Origin of the sequence: Acinetobacter sp. YH12200 (assembly GCF_013418175.1) — a bacterium.
GTDB classification, from domain to species: domain Bacteria; phylum Pseudomonadota; class Gammaproteobacteria; order Pseudomonadales; family Moraxellaceae; genus Acinetobacter; species Acinetobacter pseudolwoffii.
The window spans coordinates 20,606-37,079 of sequence record NZ_VPCO01000007.1 but is presented as its reverse complement, the minus strand read 5'-3'; the positions used below and the strand labels follow the sequence as shown (position 1 = coordinate 37,079).

The following is a 16,474-nucleotide window of genomic DNA, read 5'->3' as shown; positions in this document are numbered from 1 at the left end:
TTAGCCCTATTTGATTTTTTTGAACCCGTGGGTTCCCATATTTGATTTTTTAGGTATTTTACTCTAATTGAGTCAGTAAAATAATATGAGCCAGAGAATAATAATGAAAATACAACAGGCGAATGCAGTCTGGCGAAACTGGTCAGGGAGTCAGCACAGCGCTCCTCAAGTTTTTCAGCCCAGAGAAATAAGCGAATTACAAGGTTTGGTGAAGTCACAGGCAAAGATTCGTGCAGTAGGTGCGGGGCATTCATTTAGTGCTTTGGCTAAAACCAATGATGTGCTGCTTCATCTCGATCATTTAAAAGGTGTGGTGGCTTTGGATGAGGCAAAAGTTCAATGTACCGTGCACGCTGGTACGCGTTTATATGATTTAGGTGAATATATTGCCCCGATCAATCAAGCTTTACCCAATCAGGGTGACATTGATCAGCAAAGTCTGGCGGGAGCGATTTCCACGGGAACGCATGGCACCGGCATCGATTTACCCTGTTTATCTGCTTTTGTGGACGGTTTTGAATTGCTGACTGCAGATGGAGAGCTGTTGCAATGTGATCATCAGCAGAATACCGAGATATTTCAAGCGGGGCGTGTGGCGTTAGGTAGTCTGGGGATATTGACCAAAATTACCCTGCAAAATCGTCCGCGCTATAAATTAAAAGAACAGATTCGGCTGTGTCCATTAAAAGAAGTATTTGCGCATATCGATCAATGGAAACATCAGCACCGGCATATTGAATTTTGGGCTTTTCTGCATGCCGATCAGGTCATGCTAAAAACCCTGGATGAAACGGAGGATGAAATTCAGCCAAGGCAGGAGAACTGGCCATCTGAAGATGCGTTATTGACTTTGTGTTCTGAATTGACCCGATTTATTCCTGCATCTAATCCTTATCTGCAAAAATTATTGGGTGTTTTTGTTAAACCGAGTTGTTATGTAGATTGGTCATCCCGGATTTTTCCGACTCCGCGTCAGACCAGATTTAATGAAATGGAATATCAGCTTCCGGTCGATTCCGGCTTGCAATGTCTGCAGGAGGTTTTAGCCACCTTAAGGAAGCAGAATGTGCCGATGTTTTTCCCGATCGAATTCCGTTATGTTAAAGGCGATGAGATCTGGCTGAGTCCTTTTTATCAGCGTGATTCGGTTTCGATTTCGATTCATCAATTTTATAAACAGGATTGCCGAGCTATTTTCGATCTGGTCGAGCCGATTTTTCAGAAATATCAGGGACGGCCACATTGGGGAAAGTTGCACAGCATGACAGCCGCTTCGCTGTGTGATCTTTACCCAAAATGGGATTATTTTATGAGATTGCGGCAGCAACTGGATCCGCAGCAAAAATGGCTTAATCCGCATTTACAGCAGTTATTTTTGTCTGAATAGCAGGAGCGAATTATGCAATCGAAGTATTTTCAGCAACTGACCCGAGATTTGCAGCAGCAGGGAACTGGTACATCGCAACTGATTCTGGATCTGGCTCAATATCAGCAGAATCTGGAGATTGTACAGGCAAAAATCCCTGCGCAGCTCAAGCCGCGTCTGGTGGTGAAGTCTCTAGCCAGTATCCAGCTACTCAAACTGGCCAGTGAAAAGCTGAATACCCGACGATTTATGGTATTTCATTTACCCCATCTTTTAGAAATGATGAGAGCATTTGAACAGGCCGATATCTTGCTAGGTAAGCCAATGCCGATTCATGCGGTACAAGGTTTTTATCAAAACGTTCCTGAACAAAATAAAGCAAATGATCAAAGCAATATTCAATGGCTGGTCGATGACATAAAACGCTTGAAGCAATATCTGCAATTCGCTCAAGAATCTAATCTTCAGTTAAATATCAATATTGAAATTGATGTCGGCTTACATCGTGGTGGGGTGAGTAGCCAGCAACAGTTAATAGCCTTACTCAAACTCATTCAGCAACATCCCGACGCTCTCAGGCTTTCGGGGTTGATGGGCTATGATGCACATGTCGCCAAATTGCCGAATATTTTGAAAAGCCCCGAAAAAAGTTATCAGCAATCGCAGCAGATTTATCAACAATATAAAAATACTATTCAGCAGCAATTCCCAGATTTATGGCGGGCAGATTTGTGTTTTAACGGTGGTGGCAGTCCGACCTTTATGCAGCATTGCCAGCAGAGTGTCTGTAATGATCTGGCTTTTGGCTCGATGCTGCTCAAACCCAGTGACTTCGATCTGGACAATTTATCCGCTTTAAAATGTGCGCTCTGGATTGCCACACCGATTTTGAAGGTATTGTCTTATAGCCAGATTCCGGGTCTGGAAATGCTGAATCATTTGCCGCATCGGCATAAAGCACTGTTTATCTATGGTGGCTATTGGCAGGCAGATTATATTTATCCTGAAAAAAGCCGGCCGCATCTGTTGTATGGTCGCAGTAGTAATCAGGAAATGCTTCAGGTACCTAGGCAATGCAATATTCATGTCAATGATTATGTGTTTTTAAGGCCGACACAAAGTGAAGCCATCATTCCACAATTTGCCCAGCTCTATGTTTATCGTGAGAGAACATTTATTGAGTGGCAGACTTTCCGGGAATAACCACATTTTGAATTAAGAGATGAGCCTAAGTCTTTAAAGATCAGGGAAAGATTTGGGGGTAAATCTGATTTTTATTGGGGAAAAGGTTTAATCATGCGGCCAAGCCGTGTAAAATTCGAATCGATTTTATTTATCCACCGTTTTTATCTTTTGAGGTTTTCCTCGATCATAATCTCGCGGTGACATGCTCCATGGTACGGGGCATCACTCCTTAAGGATTTCTTATGCCAATTATCACTTTGCCAAATGGCGATCAAAAACAGTTTGATCAAGCCGTATCTGTGATGGACGTTGCACTCAGCATTGGTCCTGGTCTTGCAAAAAATACCGTTGCTGGTCGTGTAAATGACCGTTTAGTGGATGCGTCTGATCTCATCACTGAAGATGCAACCTTACAAATTATTACGCCTAAAGACGAAGCCGGTGTCGAAATTATTCGTCACTCTTGCGCGCATTTGGTGGGTCATGCGGTTAAGCAACTGTTCCCAGAAGCAAAGATGGTCATTGGTCCGGTCATTGAAGAAGGTTTCTACTATGACATCTGGATGCCACGTCCATTCACATTAGACGACATGGCAGCCATCGAAGAGCGTATGAAAAAGCTCATCGATCAAGACTATGATGTTGTGAAAAAAATGACCCCGCGTGACGAAGTGATTGCAGAATTCACAGCGCGTGGCGAAGAATACAAATTACGCTTGATCAACGACATGCCTGAAGAAACACAAATGGGCTTGTACTACCATCAAGATTACTTGGATATGTGCCGTGGTCCGCACGTTCCAAATACCAAATTCTTAAAATCGTTCAAGCTGACTAAAATCTCGGGCGCTTACTGGCGCGGTGATGCGAAAAACGAACAATTACAACGTATTTATGGTACAGCGTGGGCAGACAAGAAACAGCTTGCAGCTTATGTAAAACGTATTGAAGAAGCAGAAAAACGCGATCACCGTAAAATTGGTAAAGCGCTAGACTTGTTCCATATGCAAGAAGAAGCACCGGGTATGGTGTTCTGGCATCCGAACGGCTGGACCATTTACCAGGTACTTGAACAATACATGCGTAAAGTTCAGCAAGACAACGGCTATGAAGAAATCCGTACCCCGCAAGTGGTTGATTTCACGCTGTGGGAAAAATCAGGACATGCTGCCAACTATGCAGACAACATGTTCACCACGCATTCTGAAAACCGTAACTACGCGGTTAAACCAATGAACTGTCCTTGTCACGTACAAGTGTTCAACCAGGGTTTAAAATCATACCGTGATCTTCCGGTACGTCTGGCAGAATTTGGTTCATGTCACCGTAACGAGCCATCAGGTTCTTTACACGGCATTATGCGTGTACGTGGCTTTACCCAAGATGATGCGCATATCTTCTGTACCAAAGAACAGATTGGGCCTGAAGTTGCAGACTTTATCAAATTGACACTCGACGTATACAAAGATTTTGGCTTCGAAGAAGTACAAATGAAATTATCAACACGTCCTGAAAAACGTGTCGGTGATGACAAACTTTGGGATATGGCTGAAAAATCTTTAGCAGATGCTTTAGATGCTGCGGGTCTTGAATGGGAGCTTCAGCCGGGCGAGGGTGCATTCTATGGTCCAAAGATTGAATTCTCTCTGAAAGACTGTCTGGGGCGTGTCTGGCAGTGTGGTACCATTCAGTGTGACTTTAACTTGCCAGAACGTTTAGATGCGTCTTATGTCACAGAAGATAACGACCGCGATCAGCCAGTAATGTTACATCGTGCAATTCTTGGCAGTTTTGAACGTTTTATTGGTATACTGATTGAACACTACGCAGGTTTCATGCCACCTTGGTTGGCGCCGATGCAAGCGTGTGTGATGAATATTACCGATTCTCAGGCAGAAGCATGTGAGTCAGTTGTCGCAAAACTTAAAGAAAACGGTATTCGTGCAATTTCTGACTTGAGAAATGAGAAAATCGGCTTTAAGATTCGTGAACGTACTTTAGAGCGTATTCCTTACTTACTGGTACTTGGGGACCGGGAAGTTGAAGAAGGTACAGTAAACGTCCGTACCCGCTCAGGAAAAAATTTGGGTACTATGTCAATCGATGCTTTCGTTGACCTAGTAAAAGCAGCCGTTGCCGAACGCGGCCGGTACATTGTGGAGTAACAGCGATTAAACAGCCTGACCGTAATCAACAGGGCGGTAACAAATCAAACCGTCCTGCCTTGAATGATGAAATTCGTGCGAAAGAAGTCCGTCTTGTAGACGAAAATGGTGAGCAAAAAGGGATTGTAAGCTTAGCTGAAGCCCTGCGCGCAGCAGAAAGTGTGGAACTTGATCTTGTCGAGATCGTAGCCAATGCTGAGCCACCAGTATGTAAGATCATGGACTTCAACAAGCATTTGTTTGATCTTAAGCAAAAGCAGAAAGAAGCGAAGAAAAAACAACATCAAGTCCAGGTGAAAGAAATCAAGCTACGCCCGGGTACTGATGTTGGTGATTACAACGTAAAACTACGTGCAATCATCAAGTTCCTTGAAGAAGGTAACAAGGTGAAAATCACCCTTCGTTTCCGTGGCCGTGAAATGGCGCACCAACAGTTGGGTCTGGCTCAATTGCAAAAAATTGAAGCTGACGTGGCTGAATTCGGTACTGTTGAACAGATGCCGAAAATGGAAGGCCGTCAAATGGGTATGCTGCTTGGTCCTAAAAAGAAAAAGTAAGCACTCATGAAGCGAAAAAAGCCCTGCAGATGCAGGGCTTTTTTTATGCCCTAAAATTCCAGGCAGTTTGTATGGCCTGCATAATCTGTTGAGCCTGTTGCCGGGAAAACATTGACAATTGAATCCGGAAAAATCCGAGACAGATTTGATTGATCAGATCAGGCTGGCATAATCTAAAATCTAGCGTGCCATCGCGTTGACTGATGAGATGCGCTGGAGTTCTACTCAGCCAGCGCTTGAGATGGGCTTTGAGAGAATCGTATCGCGGATTCAGAAAGCTATAGTGTACCGAGTGTCGTTTTAAGCAGAGGCTGATCCGGAAACCGGCCAAAGTATAATAAATTGCCTGAGACGTTATTTTTAGTTTGGTTCCCAGCATGAGCAGCGAAAGACCAAGAAAGCCGCCGATATAAACATAAAAGCCAGGCGACTCCTGCCATAAAAATAACAATCCTTGCAGAAAGCTGGAATTGCTACGCAGACTGCTTAAATAAAAAATGCTGAATATGCCAACCGGATAACAGAGTAGTAAATATCCGATAGCGCGCATGATCGGACTACTCTGATGAAACAGGATTTTTTCTGACGCGTTCATAGCTTATTTTTATGATCATAAAGCGTATTATTTTAATGAGCTTAGAGAATCTGGAGTCAAAAAGAAAGGCCCTTTTGGGCCCTTCTTTTAAGTCAAATCCAGCTTATTCAACTGATTTTTCATCATTTTCGATCAGCAGTTTATTGCCAATCGGAATTTGGCGCGGCAATTTCTCTTCTGGAATGATACGTTGCAAGTCAATGATCAATAGACCATTTTCATAATCTGCCTGTTGTACTTCAATATATTCATCCAGACGCAAAGACAATTTAAATGTACGTCGTGCAATGCCTTTGTGCAAGAATTCGGTATGGTCATTGCTCTGGTTTTCAGGCTTACCTAAAATGGTCAGTAACTTATTTTCCAGACGAATGTCGAGTTCTTCTTGACGGAAACCCGCAGTTGCGACCACAATCCGATAATTATTTTCGCCATGCTTTTCGATATTATACGGGGGATAATTCGGCGCATCACTTTGCATGGCATAGTCAATAAAGTCATTCAAGCGATCAAAACCGATACTACGACGAAACAGAGGATGAAGATTTAAGTTGCTCATGATTAGAACCTTCTCGATTAAGCAAAGTTATAAAAACAAGAAAATAAGATCTGTCATGTCAGACATCGACAGTACATAAGATTGACGCAATCCTTATGCACAAATAAATATGTGTCTGCTGTAAAAATTTTCAAGATAAAAAATAAAAAAATACATGAATTTTTATTAAGATAATGATATTTATATAAAAATATTTTTGAAATACAGGCTTGTTGTTTCTGGCTGAATCCTCTATGTTGAATGCATCATGGCATAGATAAAGTGCAGGGAGTATTAAAAAAATGATCGATTTATATTATTGGGGCACCCCCAACGGCCATAAAATTAGCATTGCTTTGGAAGAAATGGGGCTGAAGTATCAAATTTTTCCGATTAATATTCTGGAAAATGACCAGTTCCAGTCTGACTTTCTGGCTATTTCTCCTAACAATAAAATTCCGGCGATTGTCGATCAGGAAGGGCCAGATGGCCAGCCGATTTCAATCTTTGAATCGGGTGCGATTTTGCAGTATTTAGGTCGTAAAACCGGCATGTTCTATCCGACAGATGAAATCAAACGTATTCAGGTAGAACAATGGCTGATGTGGCAAATGGGTGGACTAGGCCCGATGCTTGGGCAAAATCATCACTTTAGCCGTTTTGCGCCTGAGCGTATCGCCTATGCCACCGAGCGTTATGTCAATGAAAGCAAACGTCTGTATGGCGTGCTAAACAAGCAGCTGGTCGGGCAGGATTATGTGGCTGGTGAATACTCGATTGCCGATATGGCGATATTCCCGTGGTTGTTGCGACACGACTGGCAGCAGATTAACCTGGCAGATTATCCTGAAGTGGCTAAATATATCGATCGCTTGAATGCACGTCCTGCAGTTCAGAAAGCGCTCGCCATACAGGTCAGTTAAGCTGCAGCCTTTATGCTAAAATAGCCTTAAATAAATAAAGCCACCCTTAAGGTGGTTTTTTATTGGATGGATATATGAACGATTTTCTTCTGAATTTTACCAAGATTGTTGAAAGCAATACCCGAATTTACTGGAGTATTCTCTTCGGTATTGCTGCATGTTTAGTGCTTTATATTGCTGAAATTGTACATATTGATCAGGTAATTGCTGCTCTCAATACCAAAGATCAGCAGATTTTGCGTGCAGCGATTGAACCCATTACTCAGCAGTATAAATGGGGACGGATCATGGCAATGGTGGCAGCAGTACTGTGGTCCAGCTGGGAATATAGCAAAGCCAAGAAAAAACTGCGTTTAAGCCATTAATACTGGCATGAGCCTGTTTCTGCTCTTTCTATCAGCCTTCGGTGCAGCGACATTACTGCCTTTACAGTCTGAAGCTGTGCTGCTTGGTCTTTTGGTACAGGCAAGCCATAGTGTGGCACTGTTAATTGCGGTGGCCAGTCTGGGGAATATTCTGGGTTCCTGTGTCAACTGGTATCTGGGGCTCAAAATCGAGCATTATAAAAATAAAAAATGGTTTCCGGTGTCAGAAGACAAGATGCTCAAGGCACAAATGATATATCAGAAATATGGCTATTGGTCTTTGCTGCTGAGCTGGGTGCCTATTATTGGAGATCCCATTACTTTAATTGCAGGACTACTGAAAGAAAACTTTGCCCGATTTTTGTTCATTGTCAGCCTGGCGAAAATTGGACGTTATCTGTTTATTTATGCGGCTTTTGCCCTGTTCTAAACCTGAAGCGATTTTTCTGATTCTGTTTTGCGCACTATTTTTAAAGTGAAATCATAAAACCATCCTGTTTAAATTCGCTTATTGGATGAAGATGCTTTTGTTTTAAACAAAGATGCTTTAGAATACTCGCTCCCTTACCTGCAGGTCGTTTTGTAATGGTGCAAACGAGCCGAACAGGTGTTCAAAAGAGGTTGTTATGCCTAAGATGAAAACTCGCCGTGGTGCAGCTAAACGCTTTAAAGCGACTGCTAACGGTTTTAAGCGTAAACAAGCGTTCAAACGCCACATTTTGACCAAAAAATCTGCTAAGCGTATTCGTCAATTGCGCGGCTGTGTAATGGTTCACGTAAGTGACGTTGCTTCAGTTCGTCGTATGTGCCCGTACATCTAAGGAGATTATAAATGGCTCGTGTAAAACGTGGTGTACAGGCTCATCGCCGTCACAAAAAAATTCTTGCTCGCGCTAAAGGTTACTATGGTGCTCGTTCACGCGTTTACCGCGTAGCGTTCCAGGCGGTAATCAAAGCTGGTCAATATGCATACCGTGACCGTCGTCAGAAGAAACGTCAATTCCGCGCTTTGTGGATTGCACGTATCAATGCTGGTGCACGTCAAAACGGTTTGTCATACAGCCGCATGATTTCTGGCTTGAAAAAAGCTCAAGTAATCATTGACCGTCGCGTTCTTGCTGACATCGCTATGCATGACGCAGTTGCGTTTGCTGCGATTGCTCAAAAAGCAAAAGATGCGTTGGCTGCATAAGTCTTTATGACTTGAAAAAAGACCGCCATTTGGCGGTCTTTTTTTGCCTGAAAAATGGGAAATAGCTAATGCGCGATTTTCGTGAAATATGGTCGCCCATCGATCAGACTAAAAAAAGTTAAGTTTGCGAATAACGACACCGATACTATTTCAGAAAAATGGGCTGAAACTAATACTGTAATCTGCTTGAATTTAACCTTTTATTTCCATCTTTACTGAGCAATAAAAAGAGCATTATCTCGAGCGCTGAGTAAAAAATAATTGCGGTTAAATTCAAATAATCGAAAAAATATCAAACCCTGGTTGAGTTGAAATTCAATTGTTTGATGAATGATCAAAACTCATCGCGAAAACCGACAGCATTATTTCAAGCTCATCTCTGCTGTCGAATATCAATATATCCACTGGATTCGGCTAAGTTTTCTCCAAGAAGTTAATATTTTCTTGCTGAAATCTTAAAGACCAAGATAGTAGCCAATCAGACAGATAATCACGGTAATCACAATCAAGGTCAGTACATTTGCAGAATTAGATTTGCCAGGATCTTGAGGTTTTTCCGCTTTAGATATTTTGGGCGAACGGTGTTCGGTACTCATACCCACAAATGGGTCAGGCGCAACTTTTGGGGTGAGCTGTGCAGTTTTATAGTGGTTGGCAACTTTGCTAATGAATTTGGCACTTAAATCATCAATTTTTTGTGAAAAGTGGCGTAAATTGAGCTGCTGATCTGGGCTCAGGACTTCACCATCTGACGTATAGGGATGTTGAATTTTAGTTTGAATAAACTCATTTAAGGCATCTAGCCGGTATAAAGTCTGATGCGCATAATCAGCTGAATAGTCGGTCGGAATCAGGGCCAAATGACTTTCTGTATCTGCCTGAATTGCCGGTATCGTGCCGTAGTATGGAAGATTGGTATACGCCGGTTCTATAAAATCTTGAGCTAGGCTGCTTTCAAATAACTCATAATTGGTATAAGCCTGGATATCGTCCCAGTTCGGTGCTTCCAGATCTGTGTCAATACGCTTGGCCAGTTTGGGATTCAGCTCATAACACCAGAATGTTTCATGACGTAAAGGGGACTGCTGCGATTTAGGCGCTTCGTAATCATTGTCCGCGCTATACCATTCCGGCAATTCTTTGCCAATAATCCAGGCAGTTTTGGCTTTGGCACCATGGCTGACGATAAAATGCGCCAGAGGTAGCAGCTCGACATTGGCATTCGGATTTTTTTCATCAACCAGTAAATCCGAGCGATGCAAGCTCAGTCGGCGAACCCCTTGTTTTTTCAGTCCTTCCAGCCAAATCTGAAAATGCTGGGCCAATAGGTGCTGTGACATCAGATCCCGGAAGGCAAACTGATGCTGATTAAAAATGGAATGTTGAATCCAACGATTGAAACTCAGGTCCTGAGTCAGATACTCATTGCCATAAGTGACCAAGGTCAGCTGCTGTTTCCAAATTTGATCGAGTGCCATAGTGATTTGATCTGATTGATATTGTGTTTATCTTATACTTTTTATATTTAATCATGCCAATCTAATTTTCCTTAAAACGTATCTTCATCAAAGTGTCTAAAAACTGTTAGAATGTGGGGTTTTAAAATATTTTTTAACCTGTTGCTTTGAGAGTTACTATGTCACTGGAAGCCCTGACCACTGAAGCGCTCGCTGCGATTGCAGCAGCAGAAGACCTTGCTGCACTTGATCAAGTACGAGTGCAATTTACGGGGAAAAAAAGCCAGCTCGCGGAACAATCTAAGTCGCTTGGTAAAATGGATCCTGAACAACGTAAAGTCTTCGGTGCACAAATCCATGCTGTGCGTGAAGCCATTACCGCTGCATTAACATCACGTCAAGCTGAACTGCATAAAGCGGCGTTAGAACAAAAATTGGCAAGCGAAACCATTGATATTAGCTTGCCCGGTCGTGGTCAACAGGTGGGCAGTATCCACCCTGTAACCCAGGTACAAGAGCGTATTTGTCAGTTCTTTACCAAAGCCGGTTTTACGGTGGCCACTGGTCCTGAAGTTGAAGATGACTATCATAACTTTGAAGCGCTGAATATTCCGGGGCATCACCCGGCGCGTGCCATGCATGACACCTTTTACTTCGATGTAAATCATTTGCTACGTACGCATACGTCTGGTGTACAGATCCGTACCATGGAAACACAACAGCCACCGATCCAGATCGTGTGTCCGGGCCGTGTCTATCGTTGTGACTCGGATCAAACCCATTCGCCAATGTTCCATCAGATCGAAGGTTTGTATGTGGCTGAAAATACCAGCTTCGCAGAACTGAAAGGTTTGTTGATTAACCTGCTGAATGAATTCTTCGAAAAAGATTTGAAAGTACGCTTCCGTCCATCTTATTTCCCGTTCACTGAGCCGAGTGCTGAAGTGGATATCATGGATGAACGCGGTCGCTGGTTAGAAGTTTTGGGCTGCGGTATGGTGCATCCAAATGTGCTACAAGCTGCCGGCATTGACCCTGAGAAATACAAAGGCTTTGCTTTCGGACTGGGCGTAGAACGTTTTGCGATGTTGCGCTACGGTGTGAACGACTTACGTATGTTCTTCCAGAATGATGTGCGTTTCTTACGCCAGTTTGCTTAAAACTTTTTATTTAATCCTCTCCTAACCTCTCCTTTAAGAAAGGAGAGGGACTCCACGAAATAAATGGGGTTCTCCCCCTTAGAAAAGGGGGAGTCAGAGGGGGATTCTAGAGATTTGAATTACAGGTTTTATATCAATGAAAATTAGCGAAAATTGGCTACGCACATGGGTCAACCCAGCCATCGATAGCGACAAGCTTTCTGATCAATTGACCATGTTGGGTCTTGAAGTTGATGAACTTGCTCCTGCAGCAAAAGCATTTACAGGCGTAGTGGTTGGTGAAGTTCTGACAGTAGAACAACATCCAGATGCAGACCGTTTACGTGTGACCACTGTGAATATCGGTACAGCTGAGCCTTTGCAAATCGTATGTGGCGCGCCAAACGTACGTGTAGGTATGAAAGCGCCTGTAGCAACCATTGGTGCGGTATTGCCGGATGATTTCAAAATCAAGAAAGGCAAGCTACGTGGTATTGAGTCTCAAGGGATGCTGTGCGGCGCTTCTGAGATTGATCTCGAAGATAAAATTGACGGTCTGTTAGAGCTACCAGACGACGCAGCTGTGGGTGTCAACATTCGTGAATATCTGGATCTTGATGACAATGTGATTGACATCAGTATCACGCCGAACCGTGGTGACTGTTTCAGCATTCGCGGGATCGCACGTGAAATTGGTGTGATTAACCAATTGCCAGTGACTGCGCCTGAAATTAAAGAAGTGACTGCAACCATTGCTGATGAAAAGCAGGTTGTAGTCAGCACTGAAGGCTGTCCACGTTACTTAGGTCGTGTGATCAAAAACGTCAATACCAAGGCAGCGACTCCTGTATGGATGGAACGCGCATTAGCACGTTCAGGTATTCGTCAGCACAGTATTCTGGTCGATATTACCAACTATGTCTTGATGGAGCTGGGTCAACCGCTACATGCATTTGATGCTGCTAAAGTGCAAGGCGCAGTCCATGTACGTCAAGCCACTGCGGACGAAAAACTTGTGCTTTTAAACGAGCAAGACGTTGAGCTTTCTGACAACGTGATGGTGATTGCGGATGACGAAAAAGCATTGGCGATTGCCGGTATCATGGGTGGCCTGTCTTCAGCAGTCAGTGATGCAACCACTGAAATTTTCCTGGAATCTGCTTTCTTCGCGCCATTACATATTGCCGGTCGTGCCCGTAGCTTTGGTTTACATACGGATGCCTCACAACGTTATGAACGTGGTGTGGACTTTGAATTGCCATTAATTGCAATGCACCGTGCATCTCAGCTTATTTCTGAGCTGGCTGGCGGTGAATTCGGACCAATCACCGTGGCGGAAAAAGCTGAACTTTTGCCAAAACGTGATGCGATTGAATTAAACCAAGCTCAAGTCGATCAGTTATTAGGTTATAAAGTTGAAAGCGACTTTATTACTGATGCATTGACACGCCTTGGTTGCACGGTGACGGTAAAAGCAGAAGGCGAATGGTCTGTAGTTCCGCCATCACATCGTTATGATATGGCGATTTATCAGGACTTGATTGAAGAAGTTGCACGTATTCATGGCTATGACAACATTCAAATCAGTCTGCCTGTGATTGATGTGAAGTTGGCGAAATACCAGGATCAGTTTGAACTGGGTCAATTACGTCAAACGGCGGTGACTTTAGGCTATCAAGAGGCGATCAGTTTTAGCTTCGCTGACTTGAAGCTTGAAAAGCAACTTAATTCCGGTGTGAATCCATTAGCATTAGCAAATCCAATTTCAAGTGATTTGGCTGTCATGCGTTCTACCTTATTGTCTAGTCTGATCCCTTGTGTTCAGTACAATGTTAACCGTCAGCAAAGCCGTGTACGCTTCTTTGAACTGGGTTTACGTTTTGACTATCAGGAAGCCAGCAGCATTCATGATTTAAAACAGATTCCAACCTTTGCGCTGATTGCAACCGGTTCACGTCATGTTGAATCTTGGCATGCTAAACCTGCTGCAATGGACTTCTTTGACTTTAAAGGTGATGTAGAAGAAATTCTGGCTGCCGGCCGTGTCAAAGTGGAATATGTACGTTCAGAGCGTAGCTGGTTACACCCAGGTCAATCCGCAGAAATTCTCGTGAATGGTCAATCAATTGGTTACCTAGGGCGTCTACATCCTTCTCTGGAAGACGAGCTTGATCTGGCAACGACTTGGGTGGCAGAATTGGATCAAACGGCTGTTTTGCAAACTTATGTATCTAATTTTACAGAATTATCACGTTTTCCATCGGTTCGACGTGATATTGCGCTTTTAATTAGTGATAAGATTAATGTTAGCGAAATTCAGGGACTTATCGAAAAAACAGGTGGGGAGCTTTTAGACTCGACGTGGTTATTCGATGTGTACACTGGACAAGGAGTAGAAGAAGGGAAACGCTCACTGGCATTTGCACTTCTCTGGCAGCATCCAAGCCGTACACTGGAAGATGCTGAAATTAAATCAGGTATGGATAATATCCTTCAAGTGTTAGAAAACACTTACCAAGCGACATTGAGGGCTTCATGACAGCACTAACTAAAGCAGAAATGGCTGATCATTTAAGTGAGCTCACGAGTTTAAACCGTCGTGAAGCAAAACAAATGGTTGAGTTGTTTTTCGATGAGATCAGCCAAGCGCTGATCTCAGGCGAACAAGTAAAACTTTCGGGTTTTGGTAACTTCGAGTTGCGTGATAAGCGTCAACGTCCAGGCCGTAATCCTAAAACGGGTGAAGAAATTCCGATTTCTGCACGCCGTGTGGTGACCTTCCGTGCGGGACAGAAGTTCCGTCAACGTGTGGGAAATGAGCAGATCAACTGATCTGCTTTTTTTAAATTCTGTTATTTTTCTAAATTTCAGTTTTTAAAATAAAAAAAGAGAGCCCAAGGCTCTCTTTTTTTATACTGAATAATCTAAAAGATTATTGAGCAGCAGCTTCAGAAGCAGCAGTAGCGTCAGCAGCAGCGTCAACAGCAACAGCAGCAGCAGCGTCAGCTTCAGCAACAGCAGCAGTTTCAGAAGCAGCAACTTCAGAAGTAGCTTCTACAGCAGCAGCGTCAGCAGCAGCTTCAGCTTCAGAAGCAGCTTCTACAGCTTCAGATGCAGCTTGGTTAGCGTCAGCAGCAGCGTCGTCAGCTTTTTTAGCACAACCAACGAAAGCTAGAGTAGTAGCAACTGCAGCAGCAATAGCGATTTTTTTGAATAACATGGCATCACTCTCTAAAAATTGAGATTAAAAAAAACCTAAGTTAGTCTGTTAAGTGCTTTTATTGTTCCTAATTGTGTTAGGGACTAACAACGCAGGAGCAGTCTAACTGGTCTGCAAATATGCTATCACTGCGCCTTTTTAATTGCTACTAGCAAGACTCAAAAAAGTACTGAAAAATGCTAAAAAATCATAAGTTTTTAACAGAAAATAACAATGGAATGAAACATTTAGATTGGAGAAAGGCTTGTTAAGTTTTTAAAAGTTATACAATTTTTAATTTGATTATTTTATTAATCAAAAACTTAAAAATAAGTTTACATAAATGAGGCTCGATTGTTTCATTGTGTAATTTATGTCAACCTAAAAAAAGGCCACCGCTTAGGTGACCTTTCATTTGAAATTTTAATTCGAGGCTTTGCGTTTCATCTGATCAAAGAAGTCATCATTGGTCTTGGTTTCTTTCATACGATCCAGTAAGAACTCCATCGCTGCCAATTCATCTTGAGTATGCAGCAGCTTACGCAGAATCCAGACTTTGCGCAGATTGTCTTCTGACATCAGGCGTTCTTCACGGCGAGTACCAGATTTCTTGATATTCATCGCAGGGAAGACACGTTTTTCAGCAATACGGCGATCCAGAGTAATTTCCTGGTTGCCTGTACCTTTGAATTCTTCGTAGATCACTTCATCCATCTTGCTGCCTGTTTCAATCAGGGCAGTAGAGATAATGGTGAGTGAACCACCTTCTTCAATATTACGTGCAGCACCGAAGAAACGTTTAGGACGTTCTAATGCATGCGCATCTACACCACCGGTCAAAACCTTGCCTGATGAAGGAATCACCGTGTTATACGCACGTGCCAGACGGGTAATCGAATCCAGTAGAATCACCACATCTTTTTTGTGCTCAACCAGACGTTTGGCTTTTTCAATCACCATTTCAGCGACTTGAACATGACGTGCAGGTGATTCATCAAAGGTCGACGCAACCACTTCACCGCGAACGGTACGTTCCATTTCGGTGACTTCTTCTGGACGTTCATCAATGAGAAGCACAATCAGAATAGCTTCTGGGTTATTACGAACAATCGATTGCGCAATACTTTGCAGCAACATGGTTTTACCGGCTTTTGGCGGTGCCACAATGATTGAACGTTGACCTTTACCAATCGGTGCCACCAAGTCGATCACACGTGTGGTTAAATCTTCAGTGGTACCATTACCGAGTTCCATCACCAGCTGTTCAGTCGGGAACAATGGGGTCAAGTTTTCGAATAAGATTTTATTACGTGAATTTTCAGGGGTGTCGTAGTTAATCTGATTAACTTTAAGTAAGGCAAAATAACGTTCGCCTTCTTTTGGTGGACGAATAGTGCCAGTAATGGTGTCGCCAGTACGTAGGTTAAAACGACGAATTTGAGAAGGACTGACATAGATATCGTCAGGGCCTGCTAAATAAGAACCTGCGGCTGAGCGTAAAAAGCCAAAACCATCTGACAAAATTTCTAGAACGCCATCACCAAAAATCTCTTCGCCATTCATTGCATGACGTTTTAAGATGGCAAAAATAATGTCTTGCTTACGGTTACGCGCCATACCTTCAAGGCCCATAAACTCGGCAATCTTGATGAGTTCGCCAATCGGTTTTTTCTTGAGTTCGGTTAAATTCATAGGTGGTCAGATAGAATCAAAGTTCTGAGGTACAGGTTAGAAAGGGAGTAAGATTCGGCCGCATACAAGCATTCAAACGAAAGCAATTGAATTTGCAAAAG

Annotated in this window: 17 protein-coding genes; 12 read left to right on the top strand and 5 right to left on the bottom strand. The window is 43.1% G+C overall.

Going from position 1 to position 16,474, the window contains the following annotated elements; all coding sequences use genetic code 11:
• The first annotated feature begins 103 nt into the window (after positions 1–103).
• The 4 genes from FTU90_RS06355 (at position 104) to infC (ending at position 5,273) form a co-directional block, all read left to right on the top strand.
• Positions 104–1,387 carry a D-arabinono-1,4-lactone oxidase gene (locus tag FTU90_RS06355; RefSeq protein ID WP_180072058.1) on the top strand — a complete coding sequence of 428 codons (1,284 nt, stop codon included), beginning with the start codon at positions 104–106 and terminating at the stop codon, positions 1,385–1,387.
• Positions 1,388–1,399: 12 nt separating this feature from the next.
• A complete protein-coding gene (locus FTU90_RS06350) occupies positions 1,400–2,569 on the top strand; it encodes an alanine racemase (protein ID WP_159138721.1) in 1,170 nt (389 codons plus the stop codon).
• A 224-nt stretch (positions 2,570–2,793) separates the two neighbouring features.
• Positions 2,794–4,716, top strand: coding sequence for a threonine--tRNA ligase (thrS, locus tag FTU90_RS06345; RefSeq protein ID WP_005095787.1), 1,923 nt, complete (start codon positions 2,794–2,796; stop codon positions 4,714–4,716).
• Between the two features lie 59 nt (positions 4,717–4,775).
• A complete protein-coding gene (gene infC, locus FTU90_RS06340; RefSeq protein WP_004647518.1) occupies positions 4,776–5,273 on the top strand; it encodes a translation initiation factor IF-3 in 498 nt (165 codons plus the stop codon).
• A gap of 43 nt (positions 5,274–5,316) precedes the next feature.
• Here infC and FTU90_RS06335 read toward each other — a convergent pair whose 3' ends face one another.
• Positions 5,317–5,868, bottom strand: a complete 552-nt coding sequence (locus FTU90_RS06335) for a hypothetical protein (protein ID WP_074384065.1) — start codon at positions 5,866–5,868, stop codon at positions 5,317–5,319.
• A 103-nt stretch (positions 5,869–5,971) separates the two neighbouring features.
• Entirely contained in the window at positions 5,972–6,427 is a 456-nt protein-coding gene (locus FTU90_RS06330) for an Hsp20 family protein (RefSeq protein WP_005095791.1), read from the bottom strand.
• A gap of 281 nt (positions 6,428–6,708) precedes the next feature.
• Here FTU90_RS06330 and FTU90_RS06325 point away from each other — a divergent pair, with 281 nt between their 5' ends.
• From FTU90_RS06325 to rplT, 5 genes are all read left to right on the top strand, one after another.
• On the top strand, positions 6,709–7,329 hold the full coding sequence (locus tag FTU90_RS06325; protein ID WP_005095793.1) for a glutathione binding-like protein: 621 nt from the start codon (positions 6,709–6,711) through the stop codon (positions 7,327–7,329).
• A gap of 74 nt (positions 7,330–7,403) precedes the next feature.
• Positions 7,404–7,694, top strand: coding sequence for a hypothetical protein (locus FTU90_RS06320; protein ID WP_005095794.1), 291 nt, complete (start codon positions 7,404–7,406; stop codon positions 7,692–7,694).
• A 7-nt stretch (positions 7,695–7,701) separates the two neighbouring features.
• Positions 7,702–8,124 carry a YqaA family protein gene (locus tag FTU90_RS06315; RefSeq protein WP_159138722.1) on the top strand — a complete coding sequence of 141 codons (423 nt, stop codon included), beginning with the start codon at positions 7,702–7,704 and terminating at the stop codon, positions 8,122–8,124.
• A gap of 196 nt (positions 8,125–8,320) precedes the next feature.
• Positions 8,321–8,515, top strand: a complete 195-nt coding sequence (rpmI, locus tag FTU90_RS06310) for a 50S ribosomal protein L35 (protein ID WP_004278281.1) — start codon at positions 8,321–8,323, stop codon at positions 8,513–8,515.
• An 11-nt stretch (positions 8,516–8,526) separates the two neighbouring features.
• Entirely contained in the window at positions 8,527–8,886 is a 360-nt protein-coding gene (gene rplT, locus FTU90_RS06305) for a 50S ribosomal protein L20 (protein WP_005095799.1), read from the top strand.
• Between the two features lie 455 nt (positions 8,887–9,341).
• Here rplT and FTU90_RS06300 read toward each other — a convergent pair whose 3' ends face one another.
• Positions 9,342–10,364: a hypothetical protein gene (locus tag FTU90_RS06300; protein WP_159138723.1), complete on the bottom strand. Its 1,023-nt coding sequence runs from the start codon at positions 10,362–10,364 to the stop codon at positions 9,342–9,344.
• Positions 10,365–10,522: 158 nt separating this feature from the next.
• Between FTU90_RS06300 and pheS the strand changes: the two genes are divergently transcribed.
• From pheS to FTU90_RS06285, 3 genes are all read left to right on the top strand, one after another.
• On the top strand, positions 10,523–11,503 hold the full coding sequence (gene pheS / locus FTU90_RS06295) for a phenylalanine--tRNA ligase subunit alpha (RefSeq protein WP_159138724.1): 981 nt from the start codon (positions 10,523–10,525) through the stop codon (positions 11,501–11,503).
• A gap of 136 nt (positions 11,504–11,639) precedes the next feature.
• Positions 11,640–14,021 (top strand): phenylalanine--tRNA ligase subunit beta, encoded by a 2,382-nt coding sequence (gene pheT / locus FTU90_RS06290; protein WP_159138725.1) that lies wholly within the window; start codon positions 11,640–11,642, stop codon positions 14,019–14,021.
• The gene (locus FTU90_RS06285; RefSeq protein ID WP_004783565.1) at positions 14,018–14,314 is read left to right on the top strand and encodes an integration host factor subunit alpha; all 297 of its coding nucleotides are present in this window, start codon (positions 14,018–14,020) and stop codon (positions 14,312–14,314) included. Before pheT ends, FTU90_RS06285 begins: the two co-directional genes overlap by 4 nt.
• A gap of 100 nt (positions 14,315–14,414) precedes the next feature.
• Here the strand turns inward: FTU90_RS06285 and FTU90_RS06280 are convergent, their stop codons facing one another.
• Positions 14,415–14,702 carry a hypothetical protein gene (locus FTU90_RS06280; RefSeq protein ID WP_004647530.1) on the bottom strand — a complete coding sequence of 96 codons (288 nt, stop codon included), beginning with the start codon at positions 14,700–14,702 and terminating at the stop codon, positions 14,415–14,417.
• Positions 14,703–15,104: 402 nt separating this feature from the next.
• On the bottom strand, positions 15,105–16,373 hold the full coding sequence (gene rho, locus FTU90_RS06275) for a transcription termination factor Rho (protein WP_005095808.1): 1,269 nt from the start codon (positions 16,371–16,373) through the stop codon (positions 15,105–15,107).
• Between the last annotated feature and the right edge of the window lie 101 nt (positions 16,374–16,474).

Coding starts and splice junctions, on each gene's coding strand:
- FTU90_RS06355 (WP_180072058.1), top strand. CDS start 104: ATGAAAATACAACAGGCGAATGCAGTCTGGCGAAACTGGTCAGGGAGT.
- FTU90_RS06350 (WP_159138721.1), top strand. CDS start 1,400: ATGCAATCGAAGTATTTTCAGCAACTGACCCGAGATTTGCAGCAGCAG.
- thrS (WP_005095787.1), top strand. CDS start 2,794: ATGCCAATTATCACTTTGCCAAATGGCGATCAAAAACAGTTTGATCAA.
- FTU90_RS06335 (WP_074384065.1), bottom strand. CDS start 5,868: ATGAACGCGTCAGAAAAAATCCTGTTTCATCAGAGTAGTCCGATCATG.
- FTU90_RS06330 (WP_005095791.1), bottom strand. CDS start 6,427: ATGAGCAACTTAAATCTTCATCCTCTGTTTCGTCGTAGTATCGGTTTT.
- FTU90_RS06325 (WP_005095793.1), top strand. CDS start 6,709: ATGATCGATTTATATTATTGGGGCACCCCCAACGGCCATAAAATTAGC.
- FTU90_RS06320 (WP_005095794.1), top strand. CDS start 7,404: ATGAACGATTTTCTTCTGAATTTTACCAAGATTGTTGAAAGCAATACC.
- FTU90_RS06315 (WP_159138722.1), top strand. CDS start 7,702: ATGAGCCTGTTTCTGCTCTTTCTATCAGCCTTCGGTGCAGCGACATTA.
- rpmI (WP_004278281.1), top strand. CDS start 8,321: ATGCCTAAGATGAAAACTCGCCGTGGTGCAGCTAAACGCTTTAAAGCG.
- rplT (WP_005095799.1), top strand. CDS start 8,527: ATGGCTCGTGTAAAACGTGGTGTACAGGCTCATCGCCGTCACAAAAAA.
- FTU90_RS06300 (WP_159138723.1), bottom strand. CDS start 10,364: ATGGCACTCGATCAAATTTGGAAACAGCAGCTGACCTTGGTCACTTAT.
- pheS (WP_159138724.1), top strand. CDS start 10,523: ATGTCACTGGAAGCCCTGACCACTGAAGCGCTCGCTGCGATTGCAGCA.
- pheT (WP_159138725.1), top strand. CDS start 11,640: ATGAAAATTAGCGAAAATTGGCTACGCACATGGGTCAACCCAGCCATC.
- FTU90_RS06285 (WP_004783565.1), top strand. CDS start 14,018: ATGACAGCACTAACTAAAGCAGAAATGGCTGATCATTTAAGTGAGCTC.
- FTU90_RS06280 (WP_004647530.1), bottom strand. CDS start 14,702: ATGTTATTCAAAAAAATCGCTATTGCTGCTGCAGTTGCTACTACTCTA.
- rho (WP_005095808.1), bottom strand. CDS start 16,373: ATGAATTTAACCGAACTCAAGAAAAAACCGATTGGCGAACTCATCAAG.